Raw genomic sequence first — 16462 nt, 5'->3', positions numbered from 1 at the left:
CCGGTGCGCAACCACCGCGACGGTTCCGCCTGTTCACGCTACGAGTTCATTTCAGCGCCGTGCGTAGCGATCTCGACAGGGGACGATGGCGGACGGGAGCGGACTCCCTCTGCGTCCGCCTGTATCCCGGCGCGGCAGCCAACTGCGCGGTGCGCTCATGAGCGGGTTCGGTTTCTCACGGAGCGGACCCATGAAAGTGCTGTACGTAGTCACGCTGGTGAACGACGATGGAGGACGCAAGGCGACTCCCCCGACGTCCCCCGGATTGCCGACGAGGTACGCGTGACAGACATCCCGCCCTGGGCCGTACGGCTCCGCGAGGAACGGCGTGAACGATGCTGGTCGTCCAAGGACATGGTGCGGAGACTGGTCGAAGCAGCGGACGAGCACGTAAAAGCTCACCTACCGGCCCGTGAGTCGCTGTTGAGGATGCTGCGGATGTGGGAAAGCGGGAGGCGCCGACCTCGTGACCCCTATCCCCTGCTGCTCGCACGCGCTCTCGGCATCGATGAGAAAGAGCTGTTCGGTGACGACGTCCACAGTGGCGCGGCCGATGGCGACGACGAGTTGGAGGCTCTGGAGCTGGCTCGCCGGGCCGCCGCCAGCGATATCGGGGGCGCGACGCTCGAACAGCTGGAGTCGGCTGTCGATGATCTCGCCATCACCTATTGCGGGACGCCGCCACGCGAGCTACTGATGCGCGTACGTCGGCACCTCGCTTACGTCTCCCAGCTCATGGACGGCAAGAAGACCCTCGCTGAGCATCGACGGCTTCTCATGGCCGGCGGCTGGCTGTCACTCTTGGCCGCGACCTGTCTCATCGACCTACGTCGGTTCCCGGCGGCGGCGGCGCGACTGCGCACCGCCGCCCAGTTCGCCAAGGACACCGAGCACCGGGAGATCGCGGCATGGTGCCTGGAGACAGAGGCATGGCAGGCTCTCACGACTGGTGACTACCGGCGAGCGCTGGACCTTTCCCAGGCGGCTCAACGGGTGGCGCCACGGAGCGGCTCGGCCTACATTCAGGCGACTGCCCAAGAGGGCCGGGCGTGGGCACGATTGGGTGCCGCCAAGGAAACCCACGCGGCCCTGAGCCGGGTCGCGCAACTGGTTGAACCGCTCCCGGTACCCGACCGACCGGAACACCACTACCGATACGACCCCGCCAAGTCAGACGCCTTCACCGCGACGACCTTGTCATGGCTCGGAGACCCGGCGGCCGAGCCATACGCCCGTGGCGTGCTCGCGCGACTACAGTCCACAAGCGACGGCCCACCGCGACCCCGCAGAGCCGCATCGGCACGGCTCGACCTCGCGCTCGCGCTCCTCGCCGCCGACCAACCCGAAGAGGCCGGGCACGCGACTCTCACCGCGATCACGAGCGGGCTCCTGGTGCCCTCGAACTATTGGCGCGCGGCCGAGGTGATCAGCGCCGTGGAAGCACGACACATGCCTGATGCCGCCGAATTGCGCGAGGCATATCAAGCACTCTGCACCCCCTGAACAGCGGATTTCATAGCCCCTCTACTACAGCCTCCGCCTCCGCCACCCGCACTCGCCCGGTCAGCAAGTCCTCCATGAGCCCCTGCTTGAGAAGCTGCAACTGATCTCGCCTTGCAATCTCTGTTGCAATCCTCGTCCTATGAGACTCCAGAACTGCAAGCAACGCCCGCTGCACCTCCAAAGACGAGAGCGGCAACGGCATGGCTTTTAAGCCTCGTCGAAGATCCGTTATTCATACGATTCAAGACCCCGCTATTCGCACCCCGCCCCCTATCGCCATCGCGGGACACCCTGTGCAATCCGCCCAATCCCAGCAGTGAATATGCGAAGTAGGCGCAAAATTCAAGCTGAGCTGCTGCGGGGACCACTCCCGCAGAGCTCGAATTCTCGAAAAGGGACATATAATGGCACAGTCTAACATTGTTACACACTATCAGCAGTTCTTTCAGTCGCATGAGTGGCTCACGAGCGCCCTATCATGGACGGTCGTTGCTACTCCAGATCATTCGGTTCCATCCATACAGGTGGTCGCATCCAACCTGACTGGAGGAGGAAGACCGGAGATAGCCGATGAGATGCAAATCCGGGAAACTGATCTATATCCAATGGATGCACTCTTTGTTGGCAAATCAGATATGTCAGTCGCTCTATTGGAGAGGAACGGTCTTTACGCGCGCACCCCAGAAGTTCTGATCTGGTTGAGCGAGGGGGCTCGCGTCTGGAACATCAGTTGGCACGTCAACGGTGGCGAGCACCTGATATATGCAGCGAATGGAGAAATATTAGCGCAAGTTCCTCGACTGGACCCCCAGCTGATATTCGGACCAGCTCCACATGTCATAAGCTATGAGATTGAGCCACTGAACGAAGCCGTTCGTATCGATACTCCAGCAACAACACCCGCCGAGGCGTTGCTGCGCAGAGCTACGGCCATGGCTATCATCGAACAGTCCACAGGGGCTCGACTGGACAGCGAGTGGGTCAGCCACCCCCACCCCGCGATTTTGATTGATCCTCCTATCGCTTATCCACTGGAACCGCTTGGATTCGGTCATCTCGACCCGAATCTCGACAGCCGGCTGCGCAGCGCCCCAGAGGCCGTACGGCATGAAGTGCTCCTTCTGGTGGCCAGGGAACTCAGTGATCGCTATAGTTTGACCAGCGAGCATATCGCTGCATCCATCGAAGCGGTGGGGCACGGCGTATCGCTGGAGTGGCAGCAACGAGAAGAGCTCCTGGATTTCCAGATGGAGCTCGATGAGGGATGGCGGCCACTGCTCGAGAAAGAAGGCACCTCTAGCTTCGATAGAATACGTACGGCTGCCTGTGTAGCTGTAAGGCAGGCGTTGCTCGAAGCCAGTCGGAATGCCGATAACTTCTCTGCCCTTACGTATGCTCAACGGGCCCTGGGGGCGGAATGGCCGCTGTTCAGGGCTTCGATAGCAGAACGCGTTGAGTCGTCATCCTAGTACGACAGCAGGTTCGCTCAGAGATCACGGCGGTGATTTTCCAGCGATGCTGACCTGATCAGAAGCTCAGCGATGTCTCGAGTCAACTGGTAGTGCCGAGGAATGTGAACAACATGGACTTCCTCGCCCAGTGCGCCGTGCGGGACGCGCAGATGACCGGCCTCGGAGAGGTCGTGCAACTGGTCGACGTCGCGAGCGGCTCGGTCGCGACGATCACCCCTCGCGACGGCGGCTGGGAGGTACGCGAGCGTGGTCCCGTGAAACTCTGGGAGCGGATCGAGGCTGTCATCAGCGCCTACGACGCGTCAGACGACGCCGGTCCCGGCTTCTTCCGGCTGCGCGTGACCCCCAGCGGGCAACACCTGCGGCATCCTCAGATGCCCACTCTGGCACTACCCGCACCACTATAAAATTGTGTACCTGATTCACGGTCGATATGCTGTGGTCAATGTATGGCGCCGTGGAATTCGGCTCTCTCTTCTCCCCTCGCAGAGGTCCTGATGCATATCGACGCACACCTCGGTTTCTCCGTCGTCCCGCTGGAAACCGAGGACGAGATCGACGTCCTGGTGGAGCTCACCGCTCCGCCGCCGGACGACAGGGGCGATCGCCCGCCCGCCACGCTGGAAGTCGTCCTCGACCGCAGCGGCTCCATGTCCGGACCACCGCTGGCCGGCGCCCAGAGGGCCCTGCTCGGGCTGGTCGACCGGCTCGACCCCGCCGACAACTTCGGCCTGGTCAGCTTCGACGACACCGCCCGGGTGGAGATCCCCGCCGGGCCGCTCGCCGACAAGGCCGCGGCCAGAAGAGCGATCGCCGCCCTCAATCCGGGCGGGTCGACCGACCTGTCCAGCGGGCTACTCCGGGGCGTCCAGGAGGCCCGGCGGGTGGTCGGCGAGTCGGGCGCCACCCTGCTCCTGATCTCCGACGGCCACGCCAACCTCGGGATCGTCGATGACACCGCGCTGGCCGGCATCGCCTCCGACGCCCTGCGCCACCGCGTCTCCACGACCGCGCTCGGCTACGGGCTCGGCTACGACGAACGGCTGATGGCCGCCGTCGCGGACGGCGGCGCGGGCAGCGCGCTGCACGCCGAGGACCCCGACACGGCCGGCCGGCTCATCGCCACCGAGGTCGAGCACCTGCTGGCCAAGGTCGTGCAGGCCGCCTCACTCACCATCGTCCCGCGTCCTCCGGTGACCTCTGTCTCCCTGTACGGCGGACTGCCCGCGTCCGCGTTGCCGGACGGATCGGTCCTCGTGGAGCTCGGCGACTTCTACGGCGGCGAGTGCCGGAAGCTGCTGCTGAGCCTCGCCGTACCGGGAATCGCCACGCTCGGCCTCGCAACGATCGCCGACATCCGGCTGACCTGCTTCGCCACGCAGACCCTGACCACGTACACCGCGGACGTGCCCGTCACAGTGAACGTGGTCCCCGGAGACGAGGCTGCGGGGCGGGTTCCCGACCCGGTGGTGCGCGCTGAACGGCTCTTCCAGGACGTGCAGGACGCGAAGCGGCGGGCGTCCGACGCCCTGATCGAGGGCGACGTCGAGCGGGCGATCGAACTGCTCGACTCGACCGCGAGCACCGTCAAGGACGCACTGTCCTGGGTGCCGGACCCGGACGAGCTGGCCCAGGAGGCCCAGGAGCTCGACATCTACAAGAGCCGCGTCAGGCGCGACGCCAACCGGACGTCGAAGACGATGCGTTCGAGCTCGCACCTTCGCAACCGCAAGCGCGGCCGCCCCGGCGAGTGACCGTCCGCCCGTCTGCGGACGCGACTGCGGCGTGGCGACCGGCTGTCAGCAGTGTCGGGCCAGGAGGTTGCAGGCGATCTGGTCGGCGGCCCAGGTCTCCCATTGCCCGGTGTTCCAGCCGCACTCCCGGGTCAGTACGAGGAACAGCTCGGGCGACAGGAGCCCGACGGTGATGTCGGTGGCCGTCTCCGCGGTCAGACCCGGCCGCAGGGCGTGCGACTCGGCCAGGATGCCGACGAAGGTCCCGTGAGCGGTGCGCCGCTGCTCGCTGTTGCTCGCCCACTGCGCCTCCATCTCCGCGTCTCCCCTGGCGGCGTTGACCACGGCGAGGACGGGGGCGACCCGTTCGAGGATGGCGGCGCTCGCGCCGACCCAGCCCCGGACGACCTCCATCGGGTCGCCGGCTTCCCTCAGCCGGGTGAACCAGTCCCGGTCGAGCAGGGCGACCGGTTCGTCGTCTCCGGCGGAGGCGACGTCGATGACGTGCTTGAGGAGCCCGCTCTTGCTGCCGTAGTGGAAGTAGACGCTCTGCACGGACACCCCCGCGGCGTCGGCGACCTCCTGGAAGGTCGTCCCGGCGTATCCCCTGGCGACGAACAGCGCATGGGCCGCCTCGACGATCCGCCTCCTGGTCTCCGCCGATCTGCGGTTCCTGCTCTTGACCTCCGGCACGGATTTAAAGTAACACTTTAAAGTGTGACTACAAATTCTCGGGCCGCCGGGGGTGGCCGATGGTCGCGTTAGGCGGCTTCCACCACGTCAAGCTGCCCGTGTCCGACGTACGCAAGAGCATCGAGTGGTACGGGCGGGTGCTCCGCCTCGACGTGGCCATCGAGTTCGCCGAAGCCGGGGTGCTACGCGGTGTGGCGCTGCGCGACCCGGCCGGGAGCCTCATGCTCGCGCTGCGGGAGGAGCCCGAGCGGGCCGCCCAGCTGGCGGGGTTCGACCCGGTGGCGCTGGCGGTGCCGACCCTCGACGCGCTGCGGGAGTGGGCCGCCCACCTGGACGCGGAAGGCCAGGCCCACTCCGGCATCGCCGAAGGCAGCATCGGCTGGCTGATCGCGGGCCTCACCGACCCCGACGGCATCGAGATCCGCCTCTACACCATCGAGAAGACGCCCTCTTCGTCAGGAGCACCGGCGTGACCGCTCTCCACCTGCCCCCCGGCGCGGGCACCACCCACCTCTTCCTCGGATCGACGATGACGGTCAAGGCCGGCGAGCCGCAGACCGGCACCACCGCCCTCAGCCTCATCGAGCAGGTGTGCCCGCCCGGATTCGCGACCCCTCGCCACGTGCACCACAAGGACGACGAGGCGTTCTACGTACTCTCGGGCAGCATCGAGGTGCACTGCGGCGACGAGGTGTGGCACGACGGGCCCGGGGGCTTCGTCCTGCTGCCGCGCGCGCTGCCACACGCGTTCGTCAACCGCGGAGACGAGCCGCTGCGCCTGCTCCAGCTCACCTGGCCGGGCGGATTCGAGCACTTCGCCGCCGACGTGGCCGCGGCCTTCCCCTCCGGCCCTCCCAACCCGGCGGTGCTGACCGAGATCGCGGCCGGCCACGGCTACGAGATCGTCGGCCCCCCGCCCCATTAGAGCGCCACATGCGAAAACCCCGGGCGGTGGTGTTGACCACCGGCCCGGGGTTGAGTTGCTCCCGCGATAGGACTCGAACCTATAACCTGCCGGTTAACAGCCGGCTGCTCTGCCGATTGAGCTACACGGGATCGAAACTCTGCTCCGCTCGTTCCGGCCTTCCGGCTTTCCTTGCGGCGCGGAACTAGATTAGCGCACTCTGGGGGGTGCGTGTCACATCGAATACGTCCACGGCTCCCCCGCTCCTGATCGCCGTACGGCAAAGAGTGCGGGGCCGAACCTCAGGCGGGCCGCGGGCGGGCCGCAGGGTCCGCCGAGCGGGGCCGGGAGCTCTGCTGTTGGATAGAGACAGGCCCTCGGGGTAGAGGGGCGTGGAACACGAGCGCGGAGGTGGAAGATGCGATACAAGGCGATGTTCGCCACCGGGCTGGCCGTCGGCTACGTCCTCGGCACGCGGGCCGGGCGCGAACGCTACGAGCAGATCAAGCGTTTCACGCAGCGGTTCGCGGACAGCCCCACGGTGCAGGAGGCGGCGGGACTGGTCGGCGCGCAGGCCTCGAAGGTCGCGGGCAAGGCCAAGGATCTGGCGGGTGACAAGGTGCCGTTCCTGAAGAGGACGGACACCTGGGAGTCCGACAGGACCGACAGGGTGGGCGCGGCCACCGGCTGGCCGGGGCCCGGCACCGACCAACTCCACTGAGGATTCCTCCGGGCGATCCCCAACCGGTCTCCGGGCCACCGGCCCGGCGGTATCGGACGCGAGCGGTGGCCTCCCGGCAACCCTGCCGGGAGGCCACCGCTTTCTCGTCCCGCACAGTCCTCGCACAGCAGCCTCAGACGGCAGCCTCGGCCTAGGGCCACCAGACAAGGCAGACAAAGGCCACGAACGACGGCCTCAGACGCCGAGGCTGCGCCGCATCTCTTCGAGCGCCTGCTCGGCGTGGGCGCGCAGGCCCGGATCGGTCGCGTCGAGCCCCGGGTCGAAGATGAACTCCCAGCGCGGGGTGTCGTAGCCGGGGACGCGGCGGGCGACCAGGCGCACTCCCCCACGCCCGTCGATGGTCACGTAGCGGCTCGCGACGACCGTCGAGGTGACCCGCTCGCGGATCGCCTCCGGCAGCCGCCCGGGCTCGGGCAGGACGACCCGGTGGACGGCTCCGTCGGTCATCGTGACCGTGACGCCCTCCTCGTCCCACACGGCCTTGTCCATCAGGTGCCAGGGCAGGCGCGGCCCGCCGGGCAGGTGCAGCGCCCGGGTGGTGGCGACCACGTGCCCGCCCTCCGCCGTACGCGCGTGGCTGATCGGGCGCTCGCCGCCTTCGAGCGCGAGTCCCGTACGGACCTCACGGGGCAGTCGGGAGCCGAACAGGCGGGACAGGGAGGGCCTGGATGCAGTCAAGGGAACACCGCCAGCGGACGACGACCGTTACCACCCGCAGGCTATCCGGCGGCCGGACCCGTCCCGGTCGCAGGGCCGGGAGCAATCCATACAAGGGTCAAGACGCGGACGAGCGCCGTCCCGCTGGGACCGAAGGGCGCTCGTCCGCGTGACGACGGCGTCAGTCGAGGTAGTCCTTGAGCATCTGCGCCCGGGTGGGGTGACGCAGCTTGGCCAGCGTCTTCGACTCGATCTGGCGGATGCGCTCACGGGTCACGCCGAACTCGCGGCCGACCTCCTCCAGCGTGCGGGGGTGGCCGTCGGCGAGGCCGAACCGGAGCTGGATGATCCGCTGCTCGCGCTCCGACAGCGTGGCCAGGATGTCGTCGAGCTGGTCCTGCAGCATGATGAAGGCGGCGGCCTCCATCGGCACCACGGCGTCGGCGTCCTCGATGAAGTCGCCGAGGTCGGAGTCCTCCTCGCCGATGGGCGCCTGGAGCGAGACCGGCTCCTGCGCGATGCGCTGGATCTCCACCACCCGGTCGATGGGCAGGTCCATCTCGGCGGCGATCTCCTCGGGGGCCGGCTCCCGGCCGAGGTCCTGGTGAAGCTGACGCTGCACGCGGACCAGTTTGTTGATCGTCTCCACCATGTGGACGGGAATGCGGATCGTTCTCGCCTGGTCCGCGATCGCCCGGGTGATCGCCTGGCGAATCCACCATGTCGCGTACGTGGAGAACTTGTAGCCCTTCGTGTAATCGAATTTCTCCACGGCGCGGATCAATCCGAGATTGCCTTCCTGGATGAGATCCAGGAACAGCATTCCGCGGCCCACGTAACGCTTGGCGATCGAGACCACGAGCCTGAGGTTGGCCTCGATGAGCCGCTGCTTGGCCCGCACGCCCTCCCAGACGAGGTCTTCGAGCTCCGGCCGGGCGAACCTCGCGGCGAGGCTCTCGCAGAGCTTGTCCTCGGCGAACAGCCCGGCCTCGATGGCCTTGGCCAGTTCCACCTCCTCCTCGGCGGTGAGCAGGGGGACCCTGCCGATCTCCCGCAGGTAGATCCTGACCAGGTCACTCGTCGGAGCCCGTTTGCCGACGTCCTCCTCGTCCGGCTTGCTGGGCTCCTCGTCCCCTTGCGGTTCGAGGACCTCAACCCCGTTCTCGGCGAGCATCCGCACGACGCGCTCCAGCGCGTCGGCCGGCAACTCGGATCGGTCGAGCGCGGCGGCCACGTCGTCAACCGTGACGCTCCCGCGTTCCCTTCCCTTCGCGACGAGGTCCGCCACCTGATCTACCGATGGCGGCCTGCTTGGCAGCACCGATGCACCCACGCAACACAGTGTGCAGGAAAGGCGCCACTAAACGGCAGGCCTATTTTTGTCACCCAAGGTAAGGCCAAAGTCAATACCGAATCGAGATCAAAGTATATGTTTGGCGACTGTGCGGTCTGGAAAGGGAGGCTTATTCAGGCCCCACTCGCGCGTTCCCGCAACACGCGTCGCTGCTGTTCCAGCGCCACCAGTTCGCCGAAGAGCCGGTTGTACTCCTGCTGCTCGTCGACCGGGTTGAGCCGCTGCAACCGCGACTTCAGCCGTGCGACCGCCCGGCCGACCGCGGTCTCCTGGATCTTGGCCAGGACGGCCGCGCCGTACCGCTCCTCGACGCTCACGTCCGCGCGCACGGCCTCGACCGCGAACCGGGTGACGAGCGACCTCAGGTCGACACCGGGCACCGCGCCCGCGGCCCCGGGTTCCGTCTGCTCCAGCAGCCGGTCCACCCACTCGCGCCCGCCCGGGCCACCGGCGGCGGTCCCGCCGGCCGCCGCGACGACGCCGAACAACGCGACGTGCTCGGGCAGCGTGAACGTCTCGGGCCCCAGCGCGTCGAACTCGGGCCCGAGCAGGGCGGGCCGCTGCACGGCGAGCTTGAGCGCCTCGGCCTCCAGCCGTACGGCGGGGTCCGCCGGATCGGGGCCCGCCGGGTCCGGTCTCGTGGCCGGTCCGCGGCCCGCCTGCTGCCCGGCCGCGACACGCCCGCCCGGACCGCTCTGGCCGCCCTGGGCACGTCCCCCCGGGCCGCGCCCGCTCTCCTGCGCCCGGCCGGCCGTCTGCTGCACGCGCCGGATGACGAAGCCCTCGTCCATGAAGCCGAGCCAGCGGTCGAGGTCGACCGTGTACGCCTTGCGCAGCCCCGGGTCCTTGATGGAGGCCACGATGGGCGCGGCGGCGTCGAGCGCGGCCAGGCGGCCCTCGTTGGTGTCGAGGTCGTAGCGGGACAGGACGCTGCGCACCGCGAAGGCGAACAGCGGCTCACGGCCCGCGATCAGGTCGCGCACGGCGGCGTCGCCGTGCTTGACGCGCAAATCGCAGGGGTCGAGGCCGTCGGGCTGCACCGCGACGAAGGTCTGCGTGACGAACTTCTGCTCATCCTGGAAGGCGCGCAGGGCGGCCTTCTGCCCGGCGGAGTCGCCGTCGAAGGTGAAGACGACCTCGCCGCGGAACTCGGCCTGGTCGAGCAGCAGGCGGCGCAGGACCTTGATGTGCTCCTCGCCGAAGGAGGTGCCGCAGGTGGCCACCGCTGTCGGCACGCCGGCCAGGTGGCAGGCCATGACGTCGGTGTACCCCTCCACGATCACGGCCTGGGACCGCCGCGCGATCTCCCGCTTGGCCAGGTCGACGCCGTACAGCACCGAGCTCTTGTGGTAGATCGGGCTCTCGGGGGTGTTCAGGTATTTGGGGCCGTCGTCGGAGTCGAGAAGCTTGCGCGCCCCGAAGCCGATGACGTCGCCGGTGATGTCGCGGATCGGCCAGACGAGGCGGCCGCGGAACCGGTCGACCGGCCCGCGCCTGCCCTCGCGGGCGAGCCCGCCCTTGATCAGCTCCTGGGACGTGAACCCGCGGCCCATCAGGTGCCGCGACAGCGCCTCCCACTCGTTCGGCGCGTAGCCGACCCCGAAGTGCTCGGCGTCGGCCCGTTCGAAGCCGCGCTCGGACAGGAAGCGCCGCCCGGGGCCCGCCTCCGGGCCGGACAGCCGCTCGGCGTAGAACTCGGCGGCGGCGCGGTGCGCCTCGATCAGCCGCACCCGCTCGCCCTGCTCGCGGCCCGGCACGTAGCCGCCCTGCTCGTAGCGCAGCTGGATGCCGGCGCGCTGCGCGAGCCGCTCGACCGCCTCGGAGAACGTGAGATTGTCGATCTTGCGGATGAACGTGATGACGTCGCCGCCCTCGGCGCAGCCGAAGCAGTAGTAGTAGCCCCGGGCCGGGGTCACGTTGAAGGAGGGCGACTTCTCGTCGTGGAACGGGCACAGCCCCTTCAGGTTGCCCCCGCCCGCGTTGCGGAGCTGGATGTGCTCGCCGACGACGTCGGCGATCGGTGAGCGCTCCCGTACGAGCGCGATGTCCTCGTCACTGATCCGCCCGCTTCGCCCTGCCACGCTGGCGAGTCTAATGCCGCCCTCCGACAGGCCGGGTCGCCCCTCATCCGGGCGTGCGGACATGTCACGACTTTCCGGAACCGGTCGTGATATCCGGCTTGGTCCGTTAGAAAGGAAAGGTTCGGTAACGTCGACCAGGTGGAGATCATGCGATCGGGGAGACTGGCCGCCCTCACCGGCACCGCGTTCCTCGCGGCGTCCTGCGGCGCGCCCGGGGGTGTCGCCGGGGTGAGCACGCTGCCGCCGGCGACGCCGCCGGTGAACGGGATCACGGCCGCGACCGCTCCCGCCGACCCCGGACAGGCCGTCCCCCCGCCGGGCGACGAGCCCGTGTGGATGCCGCCCCCGAAGGTGTCCCCCTACACCTACGCCTTCCCGGTCAAGGGATGCAAGGTGTCGTACTCCCGCAAGCTGCTCGTGCTCCCCAAGACCATCGTCTGGGCGGAGAAGGGGTGCGCGTTCGTCTCGCCGGTCGACGGGGTGATCGAGGCGGTCAACGTCAAGAACCAGTGGACCCCCTCGACCGACCGCGGCACCGACCGGGAGGGCCGCTACGTCACCGTCAAGGGCGAGGACGGCGTGCTCTACCTCGGCGGTCACCTCGACTCGGTCGTGGAGGACCTCGCGCCGGGCGCCAAGGTCAAGGCCGGGCAGCTCCTCGGCCGGGTGGGCAACTCCGGCAACGCCCGCGACACCGCGAGCAACCTCTACTTCGCCATCTCCTGGCCGACCGCGCCGCAGAACTGGTGGATCCGCCGGGGCATCGTGCCGCCGTGGCCCTTCCTCGACGCCTGGGACGACGGCAACCGCACGGTCTCCCCGCGCAAGGCCATGCTGACGCTGCGCAAGAGGCTGGGCGCGACGCCGCCCTGCACCCAGCTGTGCGCCGCGAAGCAGCAGCAGTCCTCGCCGCCCCCGGAGGAGTCCCGGCCGCCCAAGAAGAAGGACAGCGACGAGGACACCAGGGTGGTCGTCCCCCTCTGAGGCACTCGTCCCCCCGACGGGGATTAGCCGACGAGGGGGCGGGAGGCCGACAGGCGGCGGTGCCAGCCCATCGCCGACGCGTCGGTGAGCGAGGCGATCTGGTCGACCACCGCGCGCAGCCGCCCCGCGTCGTCGGCCGCCTGCTCGAACTGCGGGCGCAGGGCCGGCTCCAGCGTCGCGGGGGCGCCCCGCATGACGAGGTCGCCCAGCTCGGCGATCAGCTCGCGCTGCCGGGCCTGCACGGCGTGGTGCGCCTCCCGCGACATCACGTAGCGGGCCGTCACGCCCTTGAGCAGCGCGCACTCCAGCCGGGTGGTCCGCGGCACCTTCAGGTTCGCGTCGTAGCGCCGGCACGCCCCTCTCCCGCCGGGTTCGGGGCGGCAGCCGTACGCCTCGCGGGTGGCGTCCTGGGCCGAGCGGCACAGGCGGCCGATGAGCGTGCTGGTGAGCCGTTTGAGCGCGGCGAGGTCGGCGAGTCCGGCGTCGAAGTCGGCCGGCCACAGCGGCTCGGCGAGCAGCCGCGCGAAGGTCTCGGCCAGCTCGTCCACGCCCGCGTCGGGGGCGTACCACTCCCGGGTCAGGCGGCACACCTCCAGCCGCTCCTCCGGGTCGCGCAGCTCCGCCGTCGTGACGTGGCCGCAGGCCAGCGCGTCCTCCAGGTCGTGCACCGAGTAGGCCACGTCGTCGGCCCAGTCCATGACCTGCGCCTCGAAGCGGACCGCGTAGTCGGGCGCCCCCTCGCGCACCCACCGGAAGACCGCGAGGTCGTCGGGGTAGACGCAGTACGGCCCGCCCTCGCCGGCGAGCGGGACGCCGGGAACGCGGCAGGCCGACCCCGCCCAGGGATACTTGCAGACCGAGTCGAGCGCGGCCCGGGTGAGGTTGAGCCCGGCGCTGCGGCCGTCCTCGGTGATGACCTTGGCCTCCAGCCGCGTCAGCAGGCGCAGGTTCTGGGCGTTGCCCTGGAACCCCCCGCACGGCGCGGCCAGCTCGTCGAGCGCGGCCTCCCCGTTGTGACCGAAGGGAGGATGCCCGAGGTCGTGGGCGAGGCAGGCGGTCTCCACCAGGTCGGGGTCGCAGCCGAGGACCCTGCCCATCTCCCGGCCGATCTGCGCGCACTCCAGCGAATGGGTCAGGCGCGTACGGGGACTGTGCAGGCCGCTGTAGTCGGCGGGGCCCACCACCTGCGTCTTGGCGGCGAGCCTGCGCAGCGAGGCGCTGTGGAGCACGCGTGCCCGGTCGCGCTCGAACGGGCTCCGCTCGGGGTTCCCCGGCGGCTCAGGCACCCATCGTGCCTGGTCGTGCTCGTCGTAGCGGGCCATGCGTCCTCCTTCCCTGTCGCCCTCGCCCGACCGCCGCGTCCGGTCGTGTCCCGGCCGCGTCCGGCCCCCACTCGGCGGGAGATGGAGCGTACCCCCGAAGGTCGGGTTTCACGACAGATCCGGTAGTACGAAGGAAGATTGCCGCCCTTGCCCTGGTTCGCGGCGCCGGGTGATACTCGGCTTCGCTGCCGAGGAGGAGCCCAGGTGGTGGACAACGAGCTCGCGGAGGTCCTCCGATCGGGACCTTTCGAGCGGGCCCTGCGCACGGCGATCCGCGCCCGGGGGTTGAGTCTCGACCGCCTGCACTCACGGCTGCGCGAGCGCGGCGTCGCCATCAGCCTGTCCAGCCTCAGCTACTGGCAGCGCGGGCGGTCCAGGCCGGAGCGCGCCGCCTCCCTGGCGGCGGTGCGGGAGCTGGAGATCATCCTGTCCCTGCCCGAGTACGCGCTGATCGGCCTGCTCGGGCCGCCCCGTCCCCGGGGCCGCCGGCCGGAGACGGTCGCCGTGCTCAGCCACCACGAACAGGTCGTCGTCGGCGCCGACCGGCGCCGGCACCGGGCCAGCGCCCGGGTCGTGCTGCGGGCGGCGGCGCCGGGCGTGGACCGGTACCTGGTCGCCCATCCCCCCGGCGCCCGGCTGCTGCGGGCCGAGTCCTGCCGCCCCGGCCGCAGCGCCGACGCCGGGCCCGGCACGCTGACGGAGCTGATCTTCCCGCATCCCCTGACCACCGGCGAGACCCGCGTCGTCGAGTACGTCACCGCGTTCCCCGCGACGGCCGACCGCTACGAGCTGCACCTGCGGGACCCGGTCGAGCAGTTCCTGACGCAGGTGCGGTTCGCGGGCGGGCGGCTGCCGGTGCGGTGCTTCCACACCTGGTCCCCGGACGCGTCGGCGCCGCCCGGGGACGCCGGTGAGCTGCGCGTCGACGCGTTCGGGACCGCCCACGTCGTGGACACCGCCGCCCGGCCGGGCGTCCGCGGCCTCCGCTGGGAGTGGTACTAACTCTTCGTGATCTTCACGTCGTCGACAGCGGCCTCCACCAGGCTGGCCGACGACAGGTCGGCCGCCTCGATCTGGATCCGTACGGTCTGGCCGGCGAAGGCGGTGAGCGACGCGGTGGCGACGCTCCACGAGCCGTTCCGGTTCGCGGCCGCGCCGAGCTGCTCGACGACCGTGCTCGTCGTGCCGCCGATCACCCGCACCCGGAAGTAGTCGGCCGACGAGGCGTTCGACCCGTGGGCGAGATACCAGGAGAGCGACAGCGTGAGCGTCCCCGACGACGGCAGCGTGATCGCGGGCGACCTGATCGTCGTCACTCCACCGTCGACGTCGTAGTCGCCGGCGCTCGCGCCCGCCGCCGCGCCGGTGACCAGGTCGTAGCTCCCGCTGACCGGCGTGCCGAGCTGCTTGGCCCCGCTCGACGACGTCGCGGCGGGACGGCCCCGCTCCCAGGCGCCGGAGGTCGCGGTGTCGGTGCCCGCCGCGTTCACCGTCCAGCCGGTCGCGGTCTCGAAGTCGTCGGAGTAGACGGTCGTGGACGGGGTGCCGGTGCCGCAGTACGCGGACTCCTTGCCGATGACCCGGTAGACGCAGTCGGCGTTCTGCGTCAGCAGCAGCGCCGCGGCCCGGTTGCGCGAGGTCTCCCGGTCGATGACCTCGTCGGGCGGATAGAAGCCGGGGTTGCTCCCGGTCGGATACATCTCGAAGGTGTACGTGAAGATCTTGTAGGTGCCCCACATCCAGTCGTCGATGGAGCCGTCGGTGATGTAGAGGTCGCTGGCCTGCTCGGGGGTGTAGCCGTTGGTGGCCGCCATGCCGCGGCCGAGCGCGGCGTGCGTGTCCCGGTCGTCCTGCGTCATGCCGGGGCCGGTGTCGGCCGTCGTGTACCCGTACGGCCACAGGACGAGCTCGCTGTAGGTGTGCCAGTCGATGGCCGCCCTGATCTGCTGGACGCCGCCGACGACCCGGCCGCGCACGAAGTCGGCGGCGGCCTTGACCTCCGGCGCCGACTCGGCCGCCGCGCCGCGGTAGGTCTCGCTGGACGCGGTGCCGGAGGAGCCGCCGCAGCAGCCCCACCGGTAGGCCCAGTTGCGGTTGAGGTCGGTGCCGACGCTGGAGGTGCCGGAGTTGGGCTGGCGGTTCTTGCGCCACGACCGGTAGGAGCCGGTGGCGATGTCGTACTCCCCGCCGTCGGGGTTGAGGTCGGGCAGGATCCAGATCTCCCGCGTGTTCACCAGGTCGGTGATCTGGGCGTCGGTGCCGTACCCGTCGGTGAACATGCGCAGCAGATAGATGGCCATCTCGACGGTGAGGTGCTCGCGCGCGTGCTGGTGGGCGGTGAACAGCACCTCCGGCTCGTTCTCGTCGGTGGCCACGTTGTCGCTGATCTTGACGCCGATCAGGTCGCGGCCCTCGTACGACCGGCCGTAGCTGAACCTGCCGGCGATCGTGGGATGGGCGGCGACGACCTGGTCCACCAGAGTGCTGAGCTCGGCGTAGTTGTGGTAGCCGGAGTCGCCCGTGGGGAAGTCGAAGGTCTGCGGCCCGCTCTCGTCGGCGGGCGGGGAAAGCTCGGTGACCCGGAACCCGAGCGCCCGGATGGCCGCGACCTCCCGGGGCGTCGCGGTGACGACCAGGCTCCGGCCGTGGACCTCGTCGATCGCGGCTCCCGTGCGGGCGACCGCGCTGCGCTGGGCGACGTCGGCGGGGCCGTCCACCTGATACTGCCTCGACGGCGCCGGATCGACGGCCCGCACCGCCGGGGCGACCCTCGCCGATCCGGCCGGACCGGCCGCCGAGGCGTCCGGCGGAGCGGCGGCGCCGAGCACGGCGGGGACCACGCCGAGCAGCACGGCCGCGATCCCCAGCGCCGGCGGGTACAGACGTCTTCTCACTCCACGCCCTCCCTTGCGGTAGGTACGTAGAGTGATCAGTCAGGCAGCCGGGATCAACGTTCACCGGGCCGTGTCACGCGGCCCGGTGAACCACCCGCATCATGAACTGGATGTTCCACAACC

Annotated in this window: 15 protein-coding genes and 1 tRNA gene; 9 read left to right on the top strand and 7 right to left on the bottom strand. The window is 69.6% G+C overall.

Annotation, left to right across the window (positions count from 1 at the left end; translation table 11 throughout):
* The first annotated feature begins 282 nt into the window (after positions 1 to 282).
* From Mam01_RS00200 to Mam01_RS00185, 4 genes are all read left to right on the top strand, one after another.
* Positions 283 to 1503 carry an NsdA family TPR-like regulatory protein gene (locus Mam01_RS00200; RefSeq protein ID WP_204283187.1) on the top strand — a complete coding sequence of 407 codons (1221 nt, stop codon included), beginning with the start codon at positions 283 to 285 and terminating at the stop codon, positions 1501 to 1503.
* 404 nt (positions 1504 to 1907) lie between these two features.
* Complete coding sequence (locus Mam01_RS00195; protein WP_204283186.1) at positions 1908 to 2972, top strand: hypothetical protein; 1065 nt, start codon at positions 1908 to 1910, stop codon at positions 2970 to 2972.
* Positions 2973 to 3085: 113 nt separating this feature from the next.
* Positions 3086 to 3382 (top strand): hypothetical protein, encoded by a 297-nt coding sequence (locus tag Mam01_RS00190; protein WP_204283184.1) that lies wholly within the window; start codon positions 3086 to 3088, stop codon positions 3380 to 3382.
* A gap of 90 nt (positions 3383 to 3472) precedes the next feature.
* Positions 3473 to 4729 (top strand): vWA domain-containing protein, encoded by a 1257-nt coding sequence (locus Mam01_RS00185; RefSeq protein WP_204283183.1) that lies wholly within the window; start codon positions 3473 to 3475, stop codon positions 4727 to 4729.
* 45 nt (positions 4730 to 4774) lie between these two features.
* On the opposite strand, the gene Mam01_RS00180 is transcribed toward Mam01_RS00185, so the two are convergent.
* Positions 4775 to 5401 (bottom strand): TetR/AcrR family transcriptional regulator, encoded by a 627-nt coding sequence (locus Mam01_RS00180; RefSeq protein ID WP_204283181.1) that lies wholly within the window; start codon positions 5399 to 5401, stop codon positions 4775 to 4777.
* A gap of 59 nt (positions 5402 to 5460) precedes the next feature.
* On the opposite strand from Mam01_RS00180, the gene Mam01_RS00175 reads away from it, so the two are divergent.
* Both Mam01_RS00175 and Mam01_RS00170 read left to right on the top strand, forming a co-directional pair.
* Positions 5461 to 5874, top strand: coding sequence for a VOC family protein (locus Mam01_RS00175; RefSeq protein WP_204283179.1), 414 nt, complete (start codon positions 5461 to 5463; stop codon positions 5872 to 5874).
* The gene (locus tag Mam01_RS00170) at positions 5871 to 6326 is read left to right on the top strand and encodes a cupin domain-containing protein (RefSeq protein ID WP_204283177.1); all 456 of its coding nucleotides are present in this window, start codon (positions 5871 to 5873) and stop codon (positions 6324 to 6326) included. Before Mam01_RS00175 ends, Mam01_RS00170 begins: the two co-directional genes overlap by 4 nt.
* 58 nt (positions 6327 to 6384) lie before the next feature.
* Here Mam01_RS00170 and Mam01_RS00165 read toward each other — a convergent pair.
* A tRNA-Asn gene (locus Mam01_RS00165) sits at positions 6385 to 6457 on the bottom strand.
* A gap of 266 nt (positions 6458 to 6723) precedes the next feature.
* Between Mam01_RS00165 and Mam01_RS00160 the strand changes: the two genes are divergently transcribed.
* Positions 6724 to 7026, top strand: coding sequence for a YtxH domain-containing protein (locus Mam01_RS00160; RefSeq protein WP_150939040.1), 303 nt, complete (start codon positions 6724 to 6726; stop codon positions 7024 to 7026).
* A gap of 195 nt (positions 7027 to 7221) precedes the next feature.
* Here Mam01_RS00160 and Mam01_RS00155 read toward each other — a convergent pair whose 3' ends face one another.
* The 3 genes from Mam01_RS00155 to dnaG form a co-directional block, all read right to left on the bottom strand.
* Positions 7222 to 7725 carry a hypothetical protein gene (locus Mam01_RS00155; protein ID WP_239100907.1) on the bottom strand — a complete coding sequence of 168 codons (504 nt, stop codon included), beginning with the start codon at positions 7723 to 7725 and terminating at the stop codon, positions 7222 to 7224.
* Positions 7726 to 7885: 160 nt separating this feature from the next.
* Complete coding sequence (gene rpoD, locus Mam01_RS00150) at positions 7886 to 9025, bottom strand: RNA polymerase sigma factor RpoD (protein ID WP_204283337.1); 1140 nt, start codon at positions 9023 to 9025, stop codon at positions 7886 to 7888.
* Positions 9026 to 9171: 146 nt separating this feature from the next.
* Positions 9172 to 11139, bottom strand: a complete 1968-nt coding sequence (gene dnaG, locus Mam01_RS00145) for a DNA primase (RefSeq protein ID WP_239100906.1) — start codon at positions 11137 to 11139, stop codon at positions 9172 to 9174.
* Between the two features lie 147 nt (positions 11140 to 11286).
* Between dnaG and Mam01_RS00140 the strand changes: the two genes are divergently transcribed.
* Entirely contained in the window at positions 11287 to 12123 is an 837-nt protein-coding gene (locus tag Mam01_RS00140; RefSeq protein ID WP_204283173.1) for a M23 family metallopeptidase, read from the top strand.
* A gap of 23 nt (positions 12124 to 12146) precedes the next feature.
* On the opposite strand, the gene Mam01_RS00135 is transcribed toward Mam01_RS00140, so the two are convergent.
* Positions 12147 to 13445, bottom strand: coding sequence for a deoxyguanosinetriphosphate triphosphohydrolase (locus tag Mam01_RS00135; protein WP_204283171.1), 1299 nt, complete (start codon positions 13443 to 13445; stop codon positions 12147 to 12149).
* 204 nt (positions 13446 to 13649) lie between these two features.
* On the opposite strand from Mam01_RS00135, the gene Mam01_RS00130 reads away from it, so the two are divergent.
* Positions 13650 to 14447 carry a hypothetical protein gene (locus Mam01_RS00130; RefSeq protein ID WP_204283169.1) on the top strand — a complete coding sequence of 266 codons (798 nt, stop codon included), beginning with the start codon at positions 13650 to 13652 and terminating at the stop codon, positions 14445 to 14447.
* Here the strand turns inward: Mam01_RS00130 and Mam01_RS00125 are convergent.
* On the bottom strand, positions 14444 to 16339 hold the full coding sequence (locus Mam01_RS00125; protein WP_239100905.1) for a M14 family metallopeptidase: 1896 nt from the start codon (positions 16337 to 16339) through the stop codon (positions 14444 to 14446). The genes Mam01_RS00130 and Mam01_RS00125 overlap by 4 nt on opposite strands.
* Positions 16340 to 16462: the final 123 nt, after the last annotated feature.

The organism is Microbispora amethystogenes (assembly GCF_016863015.1).
GTDB lineage: Bacteria > Actinomycetota > Actinomycetes > Streptosporangiales > Streptosporangiaceae > Microbispora > Microbispora amethystogenes.
The sequence above is the reverse complement of the archived record's forward strand: the minus strand, read 5'-3'. Positions and strand labels throughout refer to the sequence as shown.